This window comes from Pseudanabaena sp. 'Roaring Creek', from assembly GCF_001402795.1.
Taxonomy (GTDB): Bacteria; Cyanobacteriota; Cyanobacteriia; order Pseudanabaenales; family Pseudanabaenaceae; genus Pseudanabaena.
Genome location: NZ_LIRE01000746.1, coordinates 1 through 20,595, shown reverse-complemented (window position 1 = coordinate 20,595; position 20,595 = coordinate 1). Strand labels below are relative to the sequence as shown.

At 43.2% G+C, this 20,595-nt stretch carries 11 protein-coding genes; 7 read left to right on the top strand and 4 right to left on the bottom strand.

The features are described from left to right. Positions 1–370: 370 nt before the first annotated feature. Positions 371–4,717: a CHAT domain-containing protein gene (locus tag AC805_RS22515; RefSeq protein WP_055077486.1), complete on the top strand. Its 4,347-nt coding sequence runs from the start codon at positions 371–373 to the stop codon at positions 4,715–4,717. Positions 4,718–4,842: 125 nt separating this feature from the next. Continuing rightward, complete coding sequence (locus tag AC805_RS22510) at positions 4,843–6,573, top strand: ShlB/FhaC/HecB family hemolysin secretion/activation protein (protein WP_231664179.1); 1,731 nt, start codon at positions 4,843–4,845, stop codon at positions 6,571–6,573. Between the two features lie 55 nt (positions 6,574–6,628). Here the strand turns inward: AC805_RS22510 and AC805_RS22505 are convergent, their stop codons facing one another. Then, the gene (locus AC805_RS22505; protein ID WP_055077484.1) at positions 6,629–7,720 is read right to left on the bottom strand and encodes a glycosyltransferase family 4 protein; all 1,092 of its coding nucleotides are present in this window, start codon (positions 7,718–7,720) and stop codon (positions 6,629–6,631) included. 172 nt (positions 7,721–7,892) lie between these two features. Next, on the bottom strand, positions 7,893–9,020 hold the full coding sequence (locus AC805_RS22500; RefSeq protein ID WP_009628007.1) for a geranylgeranyl reductase family protein: 1,128 nt from the start codon (positions 9,018–9,020) through the stop codon (positions 7,893–7,895). Between the two features lie 791 nt (positions 9,021–9,811). Between AC805_RS22500 and AC805_RS22495 the strand changes: the two genes are divergently transcribed. The 4 genes from AC805_RS22495 to AC805_RS22485 all read left to right on the top strand — a co-directional run bounded on the left by AC805_RS22495 (position 9,812) and on the right by AC805_RS22485 (position 15,246). Then, positions 9,812–10,378: a hypothetical protein gene (locus AC805_RS22495; protein ID WP_055077483.1), complete on the top strand. Its 567-nt coding sequence runs from the start codon at positions 9,812–9,814 to the stop codon at positions 10,376–10,378. A gap of 709 nt (positions 10,379–11,087) precedes the next feature. Continuing rightward, entirely contained in the window at positions 11,088–11,537 is a 450-nt protein-coding gene (locus AC805_RS25025; protein ID WP_072143725.1) for a hypothetical protein, read from the top strand. 39 nt (positions 11,538–11,576) lie between these two features. After that, positions 11,577–12,389, top strand: coding sequence for a hypothetical protein (locus tag AC805_RS22490; protein WP_055077482.1), 813 nt, complete (start codon positions 11,577–11,579; stop codon positions 12,387–12,389). A gap of 40 nt (positions 12,390–12,429) precedes the next feature. Then, positions 12,430–15,246, top strand: coding sequence for a carboxypeptidase-like regulatory domain-containing protein (locus tag AC805_RS22485; protein ID WP_055077481.1), 2,817 nt, complete (start codon positions 12,430–12,432; stop codon positions 15,244–15,246). A 143-nt stretch (positions 15,247–15,389) separates the two neighbouring features. On the opposite strand, the gene AC805_RS22480 is transcribed toward AC805_RS22485, so the two are convergent. Both AC805_RS22480 and AC805_RS22475 read right to left on the bottom strand, forming a co-directional pair. After that, positions 15,390–17,369: a sodium:proton antiporter gene (locus AC805_RS22480; protein ID WP_055077480.1), complete on the bottom strand. Its 1,980-nt coding sequence runs from the start codon at positions 17,367–17,369 to the stop codon at positions 15,390–15,392. 56 nt (positions 17,370–17,425) lie between these two features. Continuing rightward, on the bottom strand, positions 17,426–19,009 hold the full coding sequence (locus tag AC805_RS22475; protein ID WP_055077479.1) for a Ppx/GppA phosphatase family protein: 1,584 nt from the start codon (positions 19,007–19,009) through the stop codon (positions 17,426–17,428). A 121-nt stretch (positions 19,010–19,130) separates the two neighbouring features. Here AC805_RS22475 and AC805_RS22470 point away from each other — a divergent pair, with 121 nt between their 5' ends. Further along, positions 19,131–20,222, top strand: coding sequence for a response regulator (locus AC805_RS22470; protein ID WP_055077478.1), 1,092 nt, complete (start codon positions 19,131–19,133; stop codon positions 20,220–20,222). Positions 20,223–20,595 lie beyond the last annotated feature (373 nt).

The following is a 20,595-nucleotide window of genomic DNA, read 5'->3' as shown; positions in this document are numbered from 1 at the left end:
TCCTAGTACATTTGGCGATCGCTATATCACTGGGTTTGGTTTTTAATTCACAAAAGTGTTGTCACACTTTCGTGAATTGGTATAAATTAAAAAACAAACCCCGTAAAGTTTTGAGATTCCCAAAATGGCAATGCCATTTTGGGAATTGGTATTACGTTTTTATATATTATGGGGGAAATTCTTTACTGTTCAAGATCTCTATGATACGGTAATGGCAAAATGGGTAATAAAATCAAATTCTTAGAAGAATTGCAATTTTTAATCTATTATATCTATTATTTTATTGCGGTTTTTCAAGATTTTCTAAGTTTTTATAAATCTATTTTTTGATATTTCTCTTAGTAGTGATAGGCGCTTTCAGGTGGATAAAATGAGAAATAGATCTGGTTTGCTTGTATCAGCGATCGCTTTTTCGATCATTGCCCAACCGACTCAAGCTCAGATTTCTCCTGATGGTACTACGGCTACTCAAGTTAATGGTAATGCGATCGCCCCAAAGGATGGGGGTACGATTAACGGGGGCAATCTTTATCATAGCTTTAGTGATTTTAATGTCCCGCAATCTGGCGTGATTTTTAAAAGTAACTCGATAGTGAATGGAGCAGAGGTTCACAACATCATCAATCGGGTGACGGGAGGAAATCCCTCGGCGGTTTTAGGTACGATTGAAAGTCGTCAAGCTTTCCCCAATGCCAATCTTTATCTGATTAATCCCAATGGCATTGTTTTTGGACAAAATGCCCGTTTAGATATTGGTGGTTCTTTCCATGCTTCCACAGGTACGGGTTTGGGCTTTGATAGCGGTACTTTTAAGGTTGATAAAAATTCCCTCAGTTTTCCCAGTGGCGATCCGAAGTCAATTAAATTTGCCGTCACTCAACCCGCTAGCATCATCAATCAGGGCAATCTATCAGTAGATATCGGTCAAAGCATTACTTTTACGGGTGGAAGTATTATCAATGGGGGTAATTTGACCGCACCTAGGGGAAATATTGCCTTAACTGCTGTCGCAGGCAATAGTCAAGTGGAATTGCGATCGCCCGATGCCGTTTTAGGATTGCAAGTGACGGCTCAAGCCTTGCCCACTGAATGGAACGGCAAAATTACGGAGTTACCCAACCTCGCAGAGATGCTTACTGGGAAAGTTCCTCAAGCCAATCGCGTTGTGGTCAAAGCCGATGGTTCTTTAGCCTTAGTAGTCAATCCTGCGCCTACCGATATTACGGTGACTGATGGCATGGCGATCGCTTCAGGAAGGATTGATGTCAGTTCTGCTAATAAAGGCGGCACTGTGGGTATCTTTGCGGACAAAGTGGGGTTGGTAAATGCTCAAATTGACGCTTCGGGATTATTTGGCGGTGGTAATGTTCTCATCGGCGGAGACTTGCAAGGTAAGGGAATTGCCCCTAATGCTCTCAAAACTTTTATAAGTAATGATTCTCAAATTAATGTCAGTGCCATCCTGCGCGGGGATGGGGGGAAAGCGATCGTCTGGGCAGATCGCTCGACCACATTTCTCGGAGCGATTATCGCCAAGGGAGGAAGCCTCGCGGGGAATGGAGGCTTTGTCGAAGTTTCGGGGAAACAGAATCTTGATTACAGAGGAACCGTAAGTACTCTGGCTCCCAATGGTCATATTGGCACATTACTCCTCGACCCAACCGATATTAATATCATTGTTTTCTCTTCTCTTACGCCTGCCTCATATAATGCCTTGACGGATGTGGATCAGTTTAGCGATCCCGATAATTCCCCAAATACCATATTTGTCAATTTGATTAATGGAGCTACATCCGATGTCATATTGCAGGCAACCAATGACATCAATTTCAATGCTGGGGTCAGTACTTCCGTCGGCTTGACCGCCCAAGCGGGGCGCAATATCAACTTTACCGATAGCATCAGTACCAATGGCAAGGCATTAAATTTGATCGCGGGAGGCAATATCAATGGTTCGGGATCCTTCGCAAATCTTTCGTCATCTAACATTATGGGTGACGCGGGAGCGATCGCATTGAAGGCGGGTGGCAATATAACGGTTAATAGCATTCAGGCTGTTTCCCAAGGCTTAGGCAGTGGTGCCAATGTGACATTATTGGCTGGAGGTAATATTCAAACTACAGGTACAACCTCAGTCTTTGGGAACAGCTACAGCATTGTCACCAACCCATCGACAACTGGCAATGCAGGAAATATCTCCCTAACCAGTACAAATGGAGCGATCGATGTTAGTTCAGGTTTAGTTCATGCCGTAGCCACCTTAGGAAACAGCGGCAATATTACCTTTCAGTCAGCAGGTACTATCAAGACTGGTAGTGGCACAACACCGCTTGCGGCAATCGGTACTTATATTGCCTTTGGTGGTAGTGGTAATGCTGGTGCGATTTCTTTTACAAGTACGAATGGAGCGATCGATACTAGTCTAGGCGATATTGATGCGGGAAATTCAAATATTGGCAATGCAGGCAACATAACATTTAATGCGGCTAATAATATTATTACATCTAACTTAAGATCTGGAACGTTTGATGGTAATGGTAATGGAGGGAAGATAAGCCTTATTAGCCAGTTTGGTTCTATTAATACTAGTGCAGGAGTGCTTAATGCCGCTTCATTAGGAAATGGCGGTAGTATTTTCCTTCAGGCTTTGGGAAATATTACTACCAGTGATTTAGGAACTAGCAGTACTGTCAGTGGCAATGCTGGATCGATCTCCATCAATAGTACTAGCGGTTCTATTGATACTACTCTCGGGACATTGCGAGCAAGGGTATTAACTGGAGGGAATGGCAAAGGTGGAGATATTAATTTAACAGCGTCAGGGAATATCAATACCAAGGAAATTCTCGCTTCAGGTAACCTAGGTGGAGGCTCCATCAGTCTAACTAGTAGTAATGGCTCGATCTCCAATATCTCTGGAAATATTGACACTAGTTCTATTGATGGAAATGCAGGTAATATCAACTTCACCGCAAAAAATAGCATTACGACAACGACGCTCAATGCTAGCAGCGATCTCGCTACTGGGGGCAATATTACCCTCGATCCTACTGGCGATATCGTTTTTAACTCAGCAAATACCTCGGGATCGATTCAGGGTGGAAACTTCTCCGCTTCTTCAACGGGTGGAAATATTCGCGTAACTGGCTTCGTCTCTAGTCCTTTCACCGCCTGCGCTGGCGCGAGCATCTGCACTGCTAATAATAGTAATAGTACGGGTGGTTCAATATTTCTGCGTCATGGCGGACTAGCTCCATTTGTCATCGGCGACTTTGGTACAAACGGAACGGCAGGAATTGTCACTTCAGGCTCATCTGTGCTCTCCCTTGGTACAATTATTCCCGTCGGAACGAGCATTTTTTCTCAGGGTAACATTACGGTTGCGCCCTCTGGGAACTCAACATTCGTGCCGCCAAAGGTCTCGGACAATTTGATTTTCGTTGATATAGATGCCTTAGCATTGCTAGAAATTAAGGATATTATGAAAAGGGAGGTCGATCGCTATTTAAAGCAGGATGACCTGCCCAAAGCCTTTGCGGCGATCGAAAAAGCCTATGTATCGGAGCTGGGTATTTTCCTAGGAGAAGATCTCAAACCTCCCACCTTGGACATCAATCAAGCTCAGGATATCCTGAGCGATGTCTCGAAGCGCTCTGGCAGCATTTCTGCCCTGATCTATCCGATCCTATTAAACGATCGCATCGAAATTTTGGTGATACCGCCCAAGGAATTGGGGAAGCCCTTTCATCGCTACAAGAACTATGTTAGCGAACAAGAAGCCCTAACTGTTTTGGCGGATTATCGCGATAACCTCCGCGATCCCGATTCCCTCGATTTTTTAGTACAGTCCAAACAGATCTATGATTGGGTCATGCGTCCGATCGACGATCGCCTACAAGCGCTCAAAGTTGAAACAGTCGTATTTGTGATGGACTCGGGGTTGCGGGTAATTCCTCCCGCCGCTCTCTACGATGGCAAAAAATTCTTACTGGAACGCTATGCTTCGGCGAATATTCCTGCATTGAGGGTAACGCGCCTAGAAGAACGCGATCGCCATAATACGCGAGTATTAGCGATGGGATTAACCGAGGCAAGGGATGGTTTAAGCGCTTTACCAACGGTAGAAGTAGAGATCAGAACGGTTGGTACGGAGGTACTCAAGGGGGCGACATTTTTAAACCGAGATTTCACGATCGCTAATCTGCAAGAGCAAAGAGGTAAAGCCGACTATGGCATTCTCCATTTAGGTACTCACGGGCATTTTCTAGAGGATCGCGCCAAGGATTCCTATATTCAGTTTTGGGATAGTAAACTGCGATCGTATCAAATTCCGCCGCTCCGATTCGATAAGCCCGCGATCGAAATGTTGACTCTGAGTGCCTGCGAAACGGCTGTGGGAAATAACCTCGGCATTAGCGGCTTGGCGGTGGAGTCGGGAGCGAGAAGTATTCTCGCTTCGCTCTGGTCGGTATCGGATGTGGGTACGGCTCCTTTAATGATTAGTTTTTATAAGGCTTTTCCAAATGCGATCAGCAAGGCAACCGCTCTAAGACAGGCTCAACTCGATTTATTAAAGGGCAAGGTCAGGATTGAAAACGATCGGATCGTGGGCGTTGAGGGTTTAGCACCCATTACTTTGCCAAAGGGAACTTGGCGAGTCGATCTCAGACATCCTTTCTTTTGGTCATCATTCATTTTGGTAGGGAATTGGCTATGAGAATTGGCTATGAATCGATCGCGATGGTCTAAAGTATGAGCGGGTCAGCAGTTTGAGGTATGGTTATGAGTCAAAATTCAAGGATACTTTTCAAAATAATCAGCAGCGTTGAAAGCGGTAAGAGGATGCTCATTTTCTTGAGCCCAAGCATAATATTGGGATTTATTTCCCTATCTGTTTCCGCCCAGACTCTGCCCCCATCTTCCCTGCTAACCCGTCCGCCTGACTTACTGAACCCCAAGTCAGTAAAACCGCATAGCCCTGTCTTAAATTCCGCACCAGTCTATCAGTTTCCAGATCTAGATAACCAAAATCACCAAAATTCAATTATTAGCGGGGAGCAAATACCTCAAAATGAAGTTTTAATCCCTATCAAACAGATTAAAGTTGTGGGGAGTTCGATTCTGACAAGTACAGAAATTGAATCTCTAACTGCCCCACTTCAAAATCGATCGATTACTTTTAGTCAATTACAGGAAGTTGCCGATAAAATCAGCGCCATTTATCAAGACCGCAACTATATTACTTCCCGCGCCGTACTCGCTCCTCAAGATATCAAAGATGGGATAGTCACCATCCAAGTAAGGGAAGGTTCGCTCGAACGAGTGGATGTAAAAAGGGCTGGCAATGTGTCGGGGCGGTTAAATGACGAGTACATTCGCGATCGCATACTCCAATCCGCTAGCGTTCCCCTGAGCTTTGCCAAGCTAGAGGATGCTCTACAACTGTTAAGAGCCGATCCTTTAATTGGTGATATTCGCGCAAATTTGACTACAGGTAGTCAAGAAAATCAGAGCATTCTGCAAATTACCTTTAGCGAGGCTCAATCCTTCAGCATTCGACCTTTCTTTGATAATTATGGCAATAGCTCTACGGGGATCTATCGGGTGGGTGTCAATTTCCAAGAGCTGAATTCTACGGGCAATGGGGATCCCATTCTCTTTGGTTACACCCGTTCTGGCAGTGCGGATGTTTATCAACTGAACTATACCTATCCGATCGACTCGCGAGGCGGCACGATTGGGTTGAGCTTTGCGGCTGGACAGAACCCGATCGTGGAGCCGCCTTTTGATAGCCTAAATATTAAAACGGATTCTCAAACCTATGAATTAGCCTATCGTCAGCCGCTAATGCGATCGCCACGAGAGGAATTTGCCCTTGGAGCGAGTATCGCCATTGAAAATAGTAATGCCTATTTCAATAATCGATCGTTCAATTTCCAAAACTTTAAGTTTGATGATGGACAGTCTCAGTCGCGAGTATTGCGGTTAACCCAAGACTATCTCAGTCGCGATCCCCGTGGAGCTTGGGCATTACGTTCCACCTTTAATCTAGGACTTGGTATTTTAGGCGCAACGATTCGGAACGATGGCTCACCTGATGGCAGATTTTTCTATTGGATCGGACAGGTTTTAAGGGTCGAACAACTCGGCGCAGATAAAGACACCTTGGCTTTTTTTCGGCTTAATCTCCAACTTTCTGGCAATCAGTTGCTCTCGCTCAATCGTTTTAGTATTGGTGGTGCTCAGTCGATTCGGGGCTATCGCCAAAATCAACTTTCAGGGGATAACGGGATTCAGGCTTCAGCAGAGTTACAGTTCCCAGTCATTCGCGATCGCGAGGGCATTTCCCTTGTTAAGCTTTTACCTTTCATAGAAGCTGGAACCATTTGGAATTCCTCAGGGATAAATTCTAGCCCACAATCGCTCTTGGGAATCGGGATGGGAGCAACGTATCAACCAATCCCCAAACTATTGCTACGTCTAGATTATGGTATTCCTTTAGTAAAAGTATCCAATTCAGGCAATAATCTACAGGATTCGGGGCTATACTTTTCGGTTAACGCAAATTTTTAGATAAATCAAGAAGAGAATGGCGGCGCGAAGCGCTGCCATTCTCTTCTTGATTTATCTAAGGCAATACTTGAAAATTTGTGATTAGTTTGTCAAACCATTTTTCTAAGCGATCGCCCCACACGGTGAGGGAATATTCTGCTTCTACCTGTTGGCGACAGGCAGAGCGATCGATTTGGTCTAATTGCGAAACCGCCTCAATCAATCCCGATACACTTCCCATTTCTACGAGAAATCCCGTCTTGCCATGACGTACGATTTCCTTTAGTCCACCTGAACTATAGGAAATTACGGGTACACCACAGGCAAAAGCCTCAATCGCCGCATTACCGAAGGCTTCAATCCACCTTGGAGTCATTAACAAAGCGCTGGATTTCCCTAACCTTTGTTGTAGTTCCCCTGTAGATAGAAATCCCTCATAATGAAGCTCGGCTTGAGGGAAAGAAGCTTGGATATGTTGCCAGTATTCTTGATCTTGAATTAACCCGAATATATGCAGTGGAAATCCCGTACTTTGGGCAGTTTCGGCAGCATCTTCTAAACCCTTTTCGGGGGAAATCCGACCAACCCATGCCAGACTGGACTTGGATGGCTTTTCCACAAAGTTATATTGGGTTAAATCGATCCCCTTGCCCATAATTGTCAGGCGATCGCCATCGCTAAAGGTGTCTGCACAGGCGCGAGTATTCACAGCGATCGCATCGGGAAATTTCCTTACGGTTTTACTAACCATCGCATCCATCACAGGTGATAGAGACGACATACTAATCCAATGGGCGATCGGACGTTGGAAAAACGGAGTCAGATAAAGCGGCAGCCAATCATAGGCGAAGTTAAACAATAAATCGAATTGATGTTGCGATGCTCTGGCATAACTCCACATATTCTCTAACACCGAATTTTGCGGAAGTATAACGAGATCCGCTCCTACCTCAGTTTGGGCAGAAGTTTGCATCGTACCTGCAATTTGTGTTAGCTTTGTCACCTCAGTAACTGAACCTTCAGGTGCAACAATTTCCACCTCATGCCCCTTAGCAATTAGAGCCTTGGCAGCATTTTGCAGTGTCAATTCCACACCGCCACCAACTCCCGATCCCAAAGCTCCCACAGGAGTAGATAGAAATAGCAATCGATATTTTTTTCCATTCATAACAAAATATTTTGGTAGTAATCTAGAATCGGGATTCGGCTTCCTTCGGACCTCGGGGTAATTTGACTGAGCGAAGTTAAAGCCTCTCTCAATCTATTTTAAAAACTAGAAGAGATTACCGTCCGCGACGCGGGCGGTAATCTCTTCTAGTTTTTGAGATGCTTGAAGGAATTTATTTCATTCCAATTAGCCCCTTGGCAAGACGTTTCACCGCAGCCCCAGCCACATCGCGATAGCGCAATTCACCACAAAGAATTTTGCCCATACGCTGACTTGCACTAGGTCGCTTCACGCCCATCTTGTAACCAAAACTGGGAATGCGATAGAAGATCCCTGCAATTCTTTGAGCCCATGCCATATCTTCGCCCCATGCCTCTTGGACTTGGAGGGTATATTGCTTGAGCGCATCAATATCGCCACCGATCGCCGCATCGATCGCTTGACCCGCTAACATCCCAGTTAAAAGCGAAGGGCGAATTCCTTCTGCGGTAAAGGGATCGACGATGCAAGCTGATTCGCCCGTAAGTAGAGCATTTTGGGTATGGAGCGGCTGGTTGCCATCCCATAGGCAAATAGGATGACCGAATTGTTTCATGGAAGTGACATCAATACCAAATTCTTGGGCATACCTAGCCGCAATCTCCTTGAGATTTTGTTTCTCTCCACCGATAAAGGTTCCCGCCCCAATGGAATAACCATCGGCTTTGGGAAAGTTCCAAATGTAGCCATTCTGTACAGATCCAAAATCAAAATGGGCGGCACTCACATCGGGACTGGAATGGGGTGCTTCCACTTCAAGGGCAGCGCCCATCCGTCTTTTTCGTTCTTTAAATCCCAACCATTTTGCCATCGAACCTTTTGCCCCATCGGCGGCAATTACATAGCGAGCTTCAAAAACCTCTTGTTCTGTTTTCACTAGCCAGCGATCGCTTTTCCACTCTAGCCCTGTAACTCCTGTGCGATCGCGAAGTTCTACACCCAATTTTTGCGCTTGCTGTACGAGGTAATGGTCAAATACATCACGACGTACCATCCAGACAGGTTCCTTAGAAGTAAGTTCCACTAGTTCGGGATCGCCCATCTGCCATGTATACCGAATATTGCTAACAGTTAATGAAACTGCGGGCGAAAAGTCAAAATCGAACCACTCTTGTACCATCGGCGAAACGCCACCACCACAAGGCTTATATCGAGGTAGACTCTCTTTTTCGAGTAGCAAAACTGACCGTCCTCGTTTTGCCAAATGATAGGAAGCTGAACCACCAGATGGACCTGCGCCCACAACAATGCAATTGTACATAACAATTTTTTTTAGGTATTTTTAGGTGAAAGTACAAGAAGTTCTTTTAGATTTTACCGCTAAATGTCAGATTGTAAGTGACTGGGCATAATTATGGGCATAATTAAAAGCTAGAATCCAAGCCCTTGATACAAACGGAGACATTGGCTTTATATTCTTTATATTTATCTTTTGAGTCTGCGCATCTTTAAAATCCTGAATGTTTTTCTAAACTTATTGCTTTGCTCGCTCTTACTTTGTGTTGGTGCTTTTCCTCCAGTTTGTGGCTAGTTTTCATCAAGCTCCTCAAACCCAAAAATATGGTTGTCTCCCCAAAAGTATTTTTTGTCTTGTATTTTTCGTCTTGGTTTTGATTTCATCCGTCACTTTATCTTTCACCTTCATCGCAATTCTCAAGCTTTCTTTCACTCCCTTAAATTTTTGTTCTGTACCAAGGCTCTTGCGGATGAAAAATATACCACCAAATTATCTAGCTTCGACTTCGCTCAGCTAACGTTGGCTGAGCGAAGTCGAAGCCATAGATACTTTAACTAATATCAAATCCCTTAGATTTATGCTTGACATTTGTATGGTTTCCTTGATATAAAGTAAACAGGTGGGAATAAAGAAGATAAAAATTAATGCATCAAAATTAAATCTCGGGGGGGATTTAAGGATTGATTAAGATTGGTTAGAGAAGATCTAATTAATTGTTGCCAATTCCAATTTATCTTCTTGCAATATTTTGATTTATGGATATTTAAACATTATCCATTCAGTAGATTCGAGACTATTAAAAAGAGAGAAAAATTATGCTATCTAATTCATTTCGTCGCATTCTAGTTGCGTCTAGTTTTGCTATCGCTACATCATTCATTGCAGCTCTATCAGCTTCTGCTGCGCCTACAACAGCAAGTTCTACTACTTATTTCACTGGAACTGTTGATCCATCCTGTGCTGTATCCACAGATTTTATAGGCAACACATTAGGAACTGCGAATACTTACACAAAAACTGCCTATGCTGGTTCGGGTGCTGGAGGTGTTTTACAGCTCCAGGCATCGGATACTGTCGCATTTAACTGCAATAGCGATACCGTAGGAGTCTCCGCTGTAGTAGCAACGACCACCCCCACAGCACCATCAAACGCCACATTGTTGGCAGGTGTTCATACTGCAGTAGTTACTAGTACAGTTGATAACACTCAGACTACAACTAAGACTGGAAATGGAACCGCAACTGGTTCTGGTTGGAAGACAAACACTCAAGGCAACATTGGTGCTACCGTTCAATCTACATGGAATCCCCAAGCAACTGGAGAAGAATTGTTGGATGGTACTTATCTTGCTAATGTCGCTGTAACTGTGACACCCAACTAATCAAGGTGAGGAGCGAAATGTGATTGCGTCTCGCTCCTCACATCTCGCTAAACCCTAAACAACCTAAACAAACTTCTAAATAAGCTTCCAAATAAGCTTCCAAATAAGCTTCTAAATAAGCTTTTTTGTTGACCTACTTATAGTCATCGCAAATCTTTCTAACCCTTTTTTTTGGAGATGTTTTGCTAAGCAAAACATCTCCAAAAAAATGCTTCAGATTATCCCGAACTAATACCAAGTTAAGAAATGGCTAAGCCATTTCTTAACTTGAAAACCCTTACAAAGTACCTCAGCACAATTAAGATCCAAAGCTAGAAACTACGGCGCACGCGCAGTGCGCCGCAGATTTTTGGGGGGTATAATTACGTCCAGTTACTTAGGTTTAGTTCTTAGTTCACAAAAGTGTTGTCAAACTTTCGTGAATTGGTATAAGGTCTCCCAAAATTGAGGGGCTTATGAATCTTCATAAATCAAAACAAAGATATAAAGACTCATATATATGCTAGCTCCTGTGGGAGAGAGAACTAATACCAATTCCCAAAAGTGTGGCTACACTTTTGGGAATTGAAAACCAAACCCAGTAAGGGTTTTAAAATCACAAAATGGCGTAGCCATTTTGTGATTTGGTATAAGAAAATAATATGGGTTTTGCTGCCTTTCTCCAACAAGAAGGATTAAAATTGTTCCCAATTGTTATAGAACGAGACAAATGAGAAAACTAATTTTTGTAGCTCTTGCTGCAATAATACCCAGCCTGATTCCTTCTGAAGTATTTGCACAACTATCTTTAACCTGCTCTTCTACAGGTAGCCTAGCGCTAAGCGGACAATATACCTTTATTACAGCAACTCCTGCCCTATGTAGTCTAGAAATTGATAATACTGTTGGCAGTATAGGCGTTACGATTAGTCTTTCCAATGCCGTTTTAACTTCAATTAGTGGCTCGGCTAAGACAAATCCCTCTGGTACTACGACAACAGCACAATTAACCTATAGCAATAGTGGAAACAAGAGTGTCAGCCAGAATGCCAGTATAACTGATACCTTCTCAGGATCGACTACCACTCCTATGGCAATAAGTATGCAATCAACAAGACCCAATAAATTCTTTGCAGGTACTTACATGTACGGAGTCACTATAAATATAACTTCACCATAAATATAACTTCACCTTGAAATTATTAAGATGTAATAACTAATGTTGAAATTAACATCCATCCAGCAAAGTATTTCGATTATTACAAGCATTGGGATCTGTGGATTGTTACTCTCCCACAAACCAGCCGACGCTCAAGTTAATGTGTCGCCTTTAATCATAACTACGAAAGCCAAGCAAGGAACTGCGACAGGTTTTATCACCCTAGTGAATACTGGTAATGCTGTCGTAAAAATGAAGTTATACACCAATCCCTTTACCTATGGTTCTAAGGGGTTCCAAATTATAGAATCTAGTCCCAACGATTTATCTCCCTATCTCATTTTTTCGCCAACCGAAGTAGTTTTAGAACCAAAACAAACCCGTAGGGTAAGATTATTAGCCAGACTCTTGCCCAGCATGAATTTAGGGGAATATCGGTCTGTCATTTTTGCCGAACCTGTCAAACCTCCAAATAGTTTAGATCGGAAAGGAGGTTTGAATATTACAACTCGCGTTGGAGTAGTAGTATATGTTCGTCAAGGTGAAACTATTGAAAGCTTAATTCCCCAAGAAATTAACTACGATTCTAAAACTAAAGAACTCTATTTATCAGTTCTCAACAAAGGTAACGTGACTATTCGCACTCAAGGTAAATGGGAACTAAAGCAAGAGGGAAAACAAAGTTTAGAGGGGCAAATTACTACTACTACGGTTATTGCTGAAGGCATGAGAAATATTCCCATCACTCTTACTAAGGAGCGGGCAAAAGAAAATATACCTGCTGGGAAATATCAACTTACAGGAGAATTGTTTTGGGGAGACCCGCTTAATCCTACACAGGTACCCTTCAATTTCCCAGTTACCATTCCATAGCATCTGAGATTGCACCTGATTTAATCAACACTCTATAAACATGAAGCTTGTATACGAGACTCATACAAGACTGGTTTCTTTGCGCCAAAATATAGCGAGAATTTGCACAATCGGTGTATTTCTTGGCATTTTTTGTATAGATGTGCTGGTCAATGCCCAAGAATTAAAGAAGGAAGACTTGAGTAAGCGATCTTCAGCTTCAAAAATTACGATTCCCGTAAATCAACAAGGGCTTACTCCTAAATCCTCTCCCGTCACTCCAGCTAGTCCTAAGTCTAGCCTTAAATTATCTCAAAAACTTTCAATTCTCCCGATGGGCATTAATCTTGGAGCAAATAATGTCATTCCTTCCGTAACAGTCAAGGGCTCAGAAAATGGTAAAGAAGCTATTGATTTTGACAACTGGCTAATTCCCTTCGCCGATGTTGCCAAAGCCTTACAATTTAATGTGATTCCCAAAGATGACGGGCAACTAGAATTGCGATCCGTCGGCTCAATCATTACTATCGATCCCAAAGTCCTCATAAACGATCCAGATATCGGTCAAGCCATTTCGATCGCGCAAATTAGAAATCTTTTAAAAACCCCCGTTGAGTTTAGTCTTGCCGAATATGCGATCGTTTTGTCTCCCTCTTGGCTAACTGCCAGAATTAGTAATCGCCCCTATCAGGAACAGGAAGCTCCGATTAATTTAGTAGGATTACAACAAGTTACACCGCCATCTTTTAGTCTTACGGGAATCTCTTTGCGAACGAGCTTGAATCAAACTCAAACTGCAAATTCTAATAATCTCTATAATAATCTAAATAATAATGTGAATAGCAATTTAAATTCCAACTCGGAATTTAAAGCTATAGGTGTGATTGCTGGCGGGAGCTTATTTTCAAGGACTCAGCAACTTAATAATAATGGGGTTAGTAGTTGGCAACTAAATGAACTGCAATATTTTCGCCCTAGTCCATATTCAGACTATTTGATAGGTACTCAGTTACCTTTTTGGAGTAGATTCGATCGCAACCAAAGTGATTATTTTGGTGTAACGCTAATTCAGCGATCGGGTTATACAGCAGCTAATAATACTAATTTTGCCTATGGTGGTGTTACCCCTCAGCAAAGACTTAGCGCTAATGAGCTTGTCCGCAATGTTACGGGAGAAGCTAAATCGGGCACCTTAGTTCAATTAGTTACCCAAAATGATAACTTGATCGTTGCAGAAAAACTCGTAGATAGTTCTGGGAAATATAATTTTGATGACGTGGTGACCGCTAATAACTCTTTAACGGGTAATGGAAATATTAATTATAAGTTGCTACTTTATCCAGCAGGCGACTTAAGTGCTAAACCCGAAGAAGTTTCTTTAAATTACCGCAATTTACAAAGTCAAGTTAGCGCAGGAAAATCAGCTTTTATTCTTAGCGCAGGTTTAAACCGCATCTCAGGAAATGATAACTTCTTTGGTAGTTTTGGCGACTTTAAAGGTGGTGCAGCTTATTATTTGGGACTGACTGATGAAATTACCTTTGGGGCTGGATTAGTCTATGATACTTCTACTCAACCCTATGGCGAAATACTTTATCAGCCAGTAAATTCGCCGCTAACTTTGAGGGTTGGGGTATTAGCTGGTAATAAAATTAGTTTTAATGCTGATGTTAGCTATATAACTAATGATTTTAGCTTGAGATTGGGAGGCGATGAAAAGTCTTTTGTCTCTAATCTATACTGGACATTAAGTCCACAACTTGCGCTGTTTTCTAATTGGTACTCTGGCGGAACCAGTAATGGATTAGAATCAGGCTTTAACCTCAATCTTGATTCCATTTTTTTAAGCTTAAGTTATAATGCTGACAAGGGGATTAGTGGTAATCTGCGGGCAAATTTAGCTCCATTTTTGTTCGGTCTTCGTAGATTCAATCAACAAATTTCTTCTGAATTAATCTACAACCCTGCTAATAAGCGCTTCTTTAATTCTGGTGATACCGCCATCAGCCTTAACTATGAGACTGGCGATCGCAATTATTTAGCAAGTCTCAATTTAGTTTATCGAACTCCTTGGACAGATAGGGATGGCAAAAGTTTATTAGACCTATCAATTGGTTATGGTGTTAGCTCTCAAGGAAGTGGATTGATTGCTTCGGCATCTACAGCTATTCTGCCAGGGATAGGATTGAGATTAGCCTATAAGCAAGTGGACATAAACAACAATAATTCTTCGATAAGCCTTAGTCTCTTCACTAGCGTACTATTGCAATCTGGTGCGGATTTGAGTAGTGACGAATCAAAATTAGATAAGTTACGCACTCAAGGAGGTGTCTTATTACAGCCATTTTTTGATAAAAACAATAATGGAGTTCGAGATGATGGCGAGGATCTTTATACTGAAGATATCGCAACGCTATTCCTAATTAATAATCAACCCCTCAGTAGGTTTGGCATATCTCATCCCAAAGTCGTTCGTGAAGGAGTTTTATTTGAGCTACCACCAAATACCTATCGATTAGATATAGATCCAGCAGGTTATCCTCTTGGTTGGAAATCATCATCGACAGCTTATGCAGTAACGGTTGCTCCTGGAACTTATACAACGATTACAATTCCACTCGCGCCATCCTATGTAGTGACGGGAAGAGCGATCGATAAAGATGGCAAGCCGATCATAGGTGCTAATGTGGAATTTGTGTCGCGAAGTAATCCCAAGAAGCGATTTGCATCAATCACTAATAATGCTGGAATTTACTATCTGGAAGACCTCAAAGTAGATATTTATAATTTGTTCGTTAATGGGAAGTCTGCCCAGCCCAGTATCTTAGAAATAAATTCTGATTCCAAGAGTTTCCTAGAACTGAATATACAGCCATAGGCTCTATGCTCATAAATTTGGCTGAGCGTTGTCGAACAGGTACTTTAATGAATATAGCAGCGTAAGGTTTGCTCAAAGATGAGTGGCGGCGCGAAGCGCCGCCACTCATCTTTACTTGGTATTACGTTGCTATAGCAAGTTCCTTACGATCGCCGATTGAGAATATCCTTTGCCATTTTTAGAAAATAATCTGGACTAGCGGAGGCTGGATCGCTATTGCTACCTATTCCAGAACTATTGGAATCATTAGTTTTTTTGGCAATATCGAGATCGGATAAAACCACAGGTGTAATATCGAGGGTATTCGGTGGAAGTGATTCCGATTGTGCAGGAGTCAAAGCCTTGGGGGTATGGAGCAAATAAACAATGCGATCGCCTTTTTCCCATAACATATCGGCAGAGACAATTTGCAATTGTCCTTTGCGCTCAAACAGTAAAGGCAAAAGAATTCCCGCATTAAACATCGTGTTAAAACGGTTCAATTGATCTTGCAGTTCCTCATCGGTGAGCAAAAACTCGCCGACTCTTACTTCTCGTTGCAAAATATATTGATTCCATGTTTTGATCGGAACGCGAGCGCTAAAAGCCTGCTGGACTTCAGGTTGTCCATTGCGATCGCTTTCATTTTCTTTAATATAAACTGCAAATACCTTGGGTGGATTGAACTCTTTCGCGGCAAGTTGCGCCATCACGATATTTACATCGGTATTGACCGTCAAGGCGACAAAGGTTCCTACCGAGTCTAATCCTGCTTGAGCTAAGGATTTAGAATCTAGTCCATTACTGACAAAGGCTGGAATATCATAGGCGGCCGCCTGCTTGCAAAGCTCGGCGCTCGTATCGATAATCGCCACTCTCTGCCCATTGGACTGAAACAGTCGCGCCACTAGGATGCCGATGGGATTACTGCCAATAATTACCAAGCCAGAGATATCCGATTGATTCAGTCCGAGAATTTTGGCAACAAACTTCGCCGATAGACCCTGTAAAAAAACGGTCATAGCGATCGTCAGAAATACCAGTGCTTTAATGGATTCCCCTCCATTAACTCCCCGTTCGGTTAATAAAATTGAAAAAAGGGAAGCAACGGAGGCGGCGACAATCCCTCTCGGTGCGCACCAAGATAGAAAAGCTTTTTGTCGCCAAGTGAGACTGCTATTCCAAGTGCTGACAATCACATTCAGCGGACGGACAACTAGCATTAAAAAGAGAACTGTCTGTACCCCACCCCAACCTAGAGCAAAGATACTCGGGATCGACAGATTGGCGGAAAGTAAAATAAAGAGAACGGAAACAATGAGGGCTACCAATTGGCTCTTAAACTTGAGCAATGCGCGACTATTGGGAATCTCTGAAGCCCTGAGGACTATGCCCATCAGTACGACTGCGGGTAATCCCGATTCGCTTTGAATTTCTTGAGCAATCCCAAATAGTCCCAGTACTGCGGCGACGACGACGGCACTTTTGGTATCCTCAGCCAGAAATACCGCCTGTTGCAAAAATCTACCCAGTACCCAACCTGCGATCGCTCCTAGTAAGCCTCCTACTCCCAATCGCAATCCCAGATCGCTGACCACTGCAAATACGCTTGAAGTGGGATTTAACGCGACATCGAGAACTACCACGGCAAGTACTGCACCGATCGCATCGATCAATACCCCTTCACCCTCAAGGATTGTGGCAAGGCGACGATCTAGCCCCACTTCTTCTACGATGGGGTTCACCACTGTGGGACCAGTGACGACGACTAGGGATGCATACAAAAAAGCGATCGTCCAAGGAAATTCGCTCAACCAATAAGCCGCAACCCCACCGCCAATCAAAGTGATCAAGGTTCCAATGGTGATTAAGTTTCGTAAACTGGCGGAGACCTTACCGAGTTCTTTAAGCTGGAGATTGAGTCCGCCATCAAACAAAATTAATGCTACGGAGATAGATACGATCGCCTCTAAGCCATCACCCAACAGACGCGGCTGTACTACATTTAAACCATTGCCCCCCAGCGCCACACCAAAAAGCAATAAAAACACGATACTCGGCACACGAAAAAAATTCGCTATGACACGAGCGGAGATACCTGCCACGATCGCAATAATAATGATTAGAGAGAGAGACCCTTCCATGCGGAGGTTCGCCTATAAATTACAGCAACTTGCAATCAAACAACCCTACTCTACCCCTACTCTAATGATACTGAAAGCATGACATTAAACTGGTCTTCAAAGGGCTGTTTCTTATAATCCAAACTCCAAAGTTCTAAACTACAGGGATCGTTAGGCTGTCGGGGGGAAAGTTGCAAAGTACAGGTGCGGGTGCGAATATTACACAATACCCGAATTGCCGCGATCGCTCCAATTTGACGGCGGTCTAGGGCGGTCGCCAGACGTAAAAAAGTGCTGGCTTGCCGTACAAACAGCTTGAGATGCTCGTTATCTAAATTTTGGAAATTGTCATGTTTTTTCTTTGGTTCGCTCTTGCGATGGTACCGAGCCAGATTGGCGATCGTTTCGATTTCAGATTCGGTATACCCCAGCAATTCCCCATTACGGATTAAGTAATAGGAGTGTTTATGGTGAGCGTCATGGCTGATGTGATGCCCCGCATTATGTAACATGGCTGCCGCCCAGAGCAGATGCCTTTCCTCATGCCCCCATTCATGGAAAATCCCCTTGGTTTGATCAAAGAGACTGAGGGCATGAGCGGCAACCTGTTTGGCGTAACTAAGGTCAATGCCATACTTATCAGCAAGTTTGAGAATGCTGCGATCGCGGATTGTACTCTGATAGCGCCAACCATCTTCGATATAACCATGGCGGATCATCCAATCCACAACTAAACCTTCACGCAAAGCACTTTGACAAAGCGTGATTTTGGGAACTCCCAATAGGCGCATCGTTTCTAAAAGAACTAATGCTCCTGCCAAAATAATCTCGGCTCGCTTTTGACGTACCATGAGAGTTCGTTCTTCTAGATCGGCTCGCCGCAACCGCCATACAATATTTTCGAGATCGGCAAAGGGAATCTCATAGCCTTGGAGCGGATTGGGAACTAGTCCTGTTTTTTCTTTAGAATGCAAAATTGCGAGGGTTTCAATCGTTCCTGAGGTACCGATCGCTTTTAGAGATTTAATATTTTTACTCTGGAGTAGCGATCGCAAATCATCGGTGGGTCGCTCGATCGAGCCTAGAATATATCCCATCAAGCAATCATAATCCGATGATGAGATAGGATCGCTCTTCACAAATAAATCCGTTAGACGGACTGCCCCAATCTTGGTGCTACTCAAGTACATCGGATCGCGACCATCCCCCAAAATCATCTCCGTAGATCCACCCCCAATATCAATTAATAGATGGGGCTCATCCCTGAGTTCCATTGCCGAAATTACGCCTAAATAAATGCGGCGAGCTTCTTCCTGCCCTGAGATAACTTCAATATGTAAGCCTAATTCTTCATAAATGCGGCGGATAAAATCATGCCCGTTAGGAGCCTCACGGGTAGCACTAGTGGCGACTGCTACGATTTCTTCAACCTTAAGAGTGCGACAGATCTCTTGACATCGTTTTAAAGCTTCTAGCGATCGCTGCATGGCATCTTCGGTCAAATTCCCTGTTTGGGAACAGCGTTCTCCTAGACGCACCGTCGCTTTTTCTGACTCAATCACAGTAAAACTAGGAATCGAAGTTTTTATTTCCACAATTACCATGTGAATGGAATTGGTGCCAACGTCGATCGCTGCTAGAGTTTTGACATCTGAAGTCATAGGAGGTTTCCGCGAAATATCTTACGTCATGTTAAATGAAAAGCTGCCAGAATAGAAACTACATTCGGTTAGTTGCGAGGGGGAAAGCAGCTACCATATTTTTAATACAAATGCGAATACTATGGGAAAGAAGCCAGTAATTTTAGTCATCGATGACGAACCAGCCAATTTTGATGTCATGGAAATTTTGCTTTTTAAAGAAGGCTACGAGCTTCATCATCAAGACAATGGGGCGGATGCGATCGCCTCCCTAGATAGGATCAATCCTGACATTATTTTACTCGATGTGATGATGCCCGATATGGATGGCATTGAGGTGTGTCAACAAATTAAAAGCGATCGGCAGTGGCAACATATCCCCATTATTATTGTAACGGCTCTCGCTGATAAAGAGGATCTAGCCCGTTGTTTGGATGCTGGGGCAGACGACTTTATCAGTAAACCAATTAATAGTACTGAACTCCGCGCCCGCGTCATCTCGATGCTGCGCATCAAGTCGCAATACGATCGCTTGCAAGAAACGATGCTATTGCGTGAAGAAATGATGCAAACCATCGTCCACGATCTGCGCAATCCCCTGATCGGGATTTTGTTGGGTTGTGACTCTCTAAGAAGTTTAGAACTACCCGATCGCGCTACCAGAAGAATCGACCAGATGAGTAAAGCGATCGAGCAAATGCGACTGCTCATTGACGATATTTTAACTATTGGCAGGATCGAGGCGAATAAATTAATCCTCAATCGCACCAAAATCGACATGACCGATCTAACTAAAACGGTGCTAGCAGGATTTGCCCCCATTGCCCAGCGCAAACAAATTGCGATCGTCAGTGAGTTTACCGATGAGCCCACCTATATCTCTGGCGACCTATACCTAATTCGCCGTGTATTAGACAACTTAATTGATAATGCGCTTAAGTTCTCACCCCAGCAAAGCTCCGTGACGATCAAAGTGGGATGCCTGCCTAAAAATCCCGATCGCCCCGATCTAATTAAGATTCAAGTAATCGATGAGGGTGTAGGTATCAGCTCACACCAAAAACAGGTCATCTTTGAAAAGTACGAAGTTGGGAATATTGTACTGGGAGTATCTCAAATTGGGCTGGGGCTGTCTTTTTGTAAAATGACTCTTGAAGCCCATCAAGGATCGATCTCAGTGACGAACAATCAACCTCAAGGTTCAATTTTTACAATTTTCCTCAATCGCCAATAAGTAATACCAATTCATGAAAGTGTTGTCACACTTTCATGAATTAAACACCAAACCCAGTAAGGTTTTGAGATACCCAAAATGACAACGCCATTTTGGGAATTGGTGTAATACCAATTCCCAAAAGCGTGGCTACACTTTTGGGAATTGAAGACCAAACCCAGTAAGGGTTTTAAAATCCCAAAATGGCATTGCCATTTTGGGAATTGGTATAACATCAGTTCGGGTTAAGCTGGCAAATTTTAAAAGCCCAATTTTAAAAGCTCAAAAGTAAAAGCCTTGCTAAGCAAGGCTTTTACTTTTGAGCTTTAAGAAAGGGTTTGCGTAGCAAACCCTTTCTTAAAGCCAGTTGCAAATTATCCCGAACTCACGTTAA

What these genes read in the sequence shown, in the direction of transcription:
- AC805_RS22495 (WP_055077483.1), top strand. Translation starts at nt 9,812, where the DNA reads ATGCTATCTAATTCATTTCGTCGCATTCTAGTTGCGTCTAGTTTTGCT.
- AC805_RS22475 (WP_055077479.1), bottom strand. Translation starts at nt 19,009, where the DNA reads ATGACTTCAGATGTCAAAACTCTAGCAGCGATCGACGTTGGCACCAAT.
- AC805_RS22480 (WP_055077480.1), bottom strand. Translation starts at nt 17,369, where the DNA reads ATGGAAGGGTCTCTCTCTCTAATCATTATTATTGCGATCGTGGCAGGT.
- AC805_RS22470 (WP_055077478.1), top strand. Translation starts at nt 19,131, where the DNA reads ATGGGAAAGAAGCCAGTAATTTTAGTCATCGATGACGAACCAGCCAAT.
- AC805_RS22490 (WP_055077482.1), top strand. Translation starts at nt 11,577, where the DNA reads ATGTTGAAATTAACATCCATCCAGCAAAGTATTTCGATTATTACAAGC.
- AC805_RS22515 (WP_055077486.1), top strand. Translation starts at nt 371, where the DNA reads ATGAGAAATAGATCTGGTTTGCTTGTATCAGCGATCGCTTTTTCGATC.
- AC805_RS25025 (WP_072143725.1), top strand. Translation starts at nt 11,088, where the DNA reads ATGAGAAAACTAATTTTTGTAGCTCTTGCTGCAATAATACCCAGCCTG.
- AC805_RS22485 (WP_055077481.1), top strand. Translation starts at nt 12,430, where the DNA reads ATGAAGCTTGTATACGAGACTCATACAAGACTGGTTTCTTTGCGCCAA.
- AC805_RS22510 (WP_231664179.1), top strand. Translation starts at nt 4,843, where the DNA reads ATGCTCATTTTCTTGAGCCCAAGCATAATATTGGGATTTATTTCCCTA.
- AC805_RS22505 (WP_055077484.1), bottom strand. Translation starts at nt 7,720, where the DNA reads ATGAATGGAAAAAAATATCGATTGCTATTTCTATCTACTCCTGTGGGA.
- AC805_RS22500 (WP_009628007.1), bottom strand. Translation starts at nt 9,020, where the DNA reads ATGTACAATTGCATTGTTGTGGGCGCAGGTCCATCTGGTGGTTCAGCT.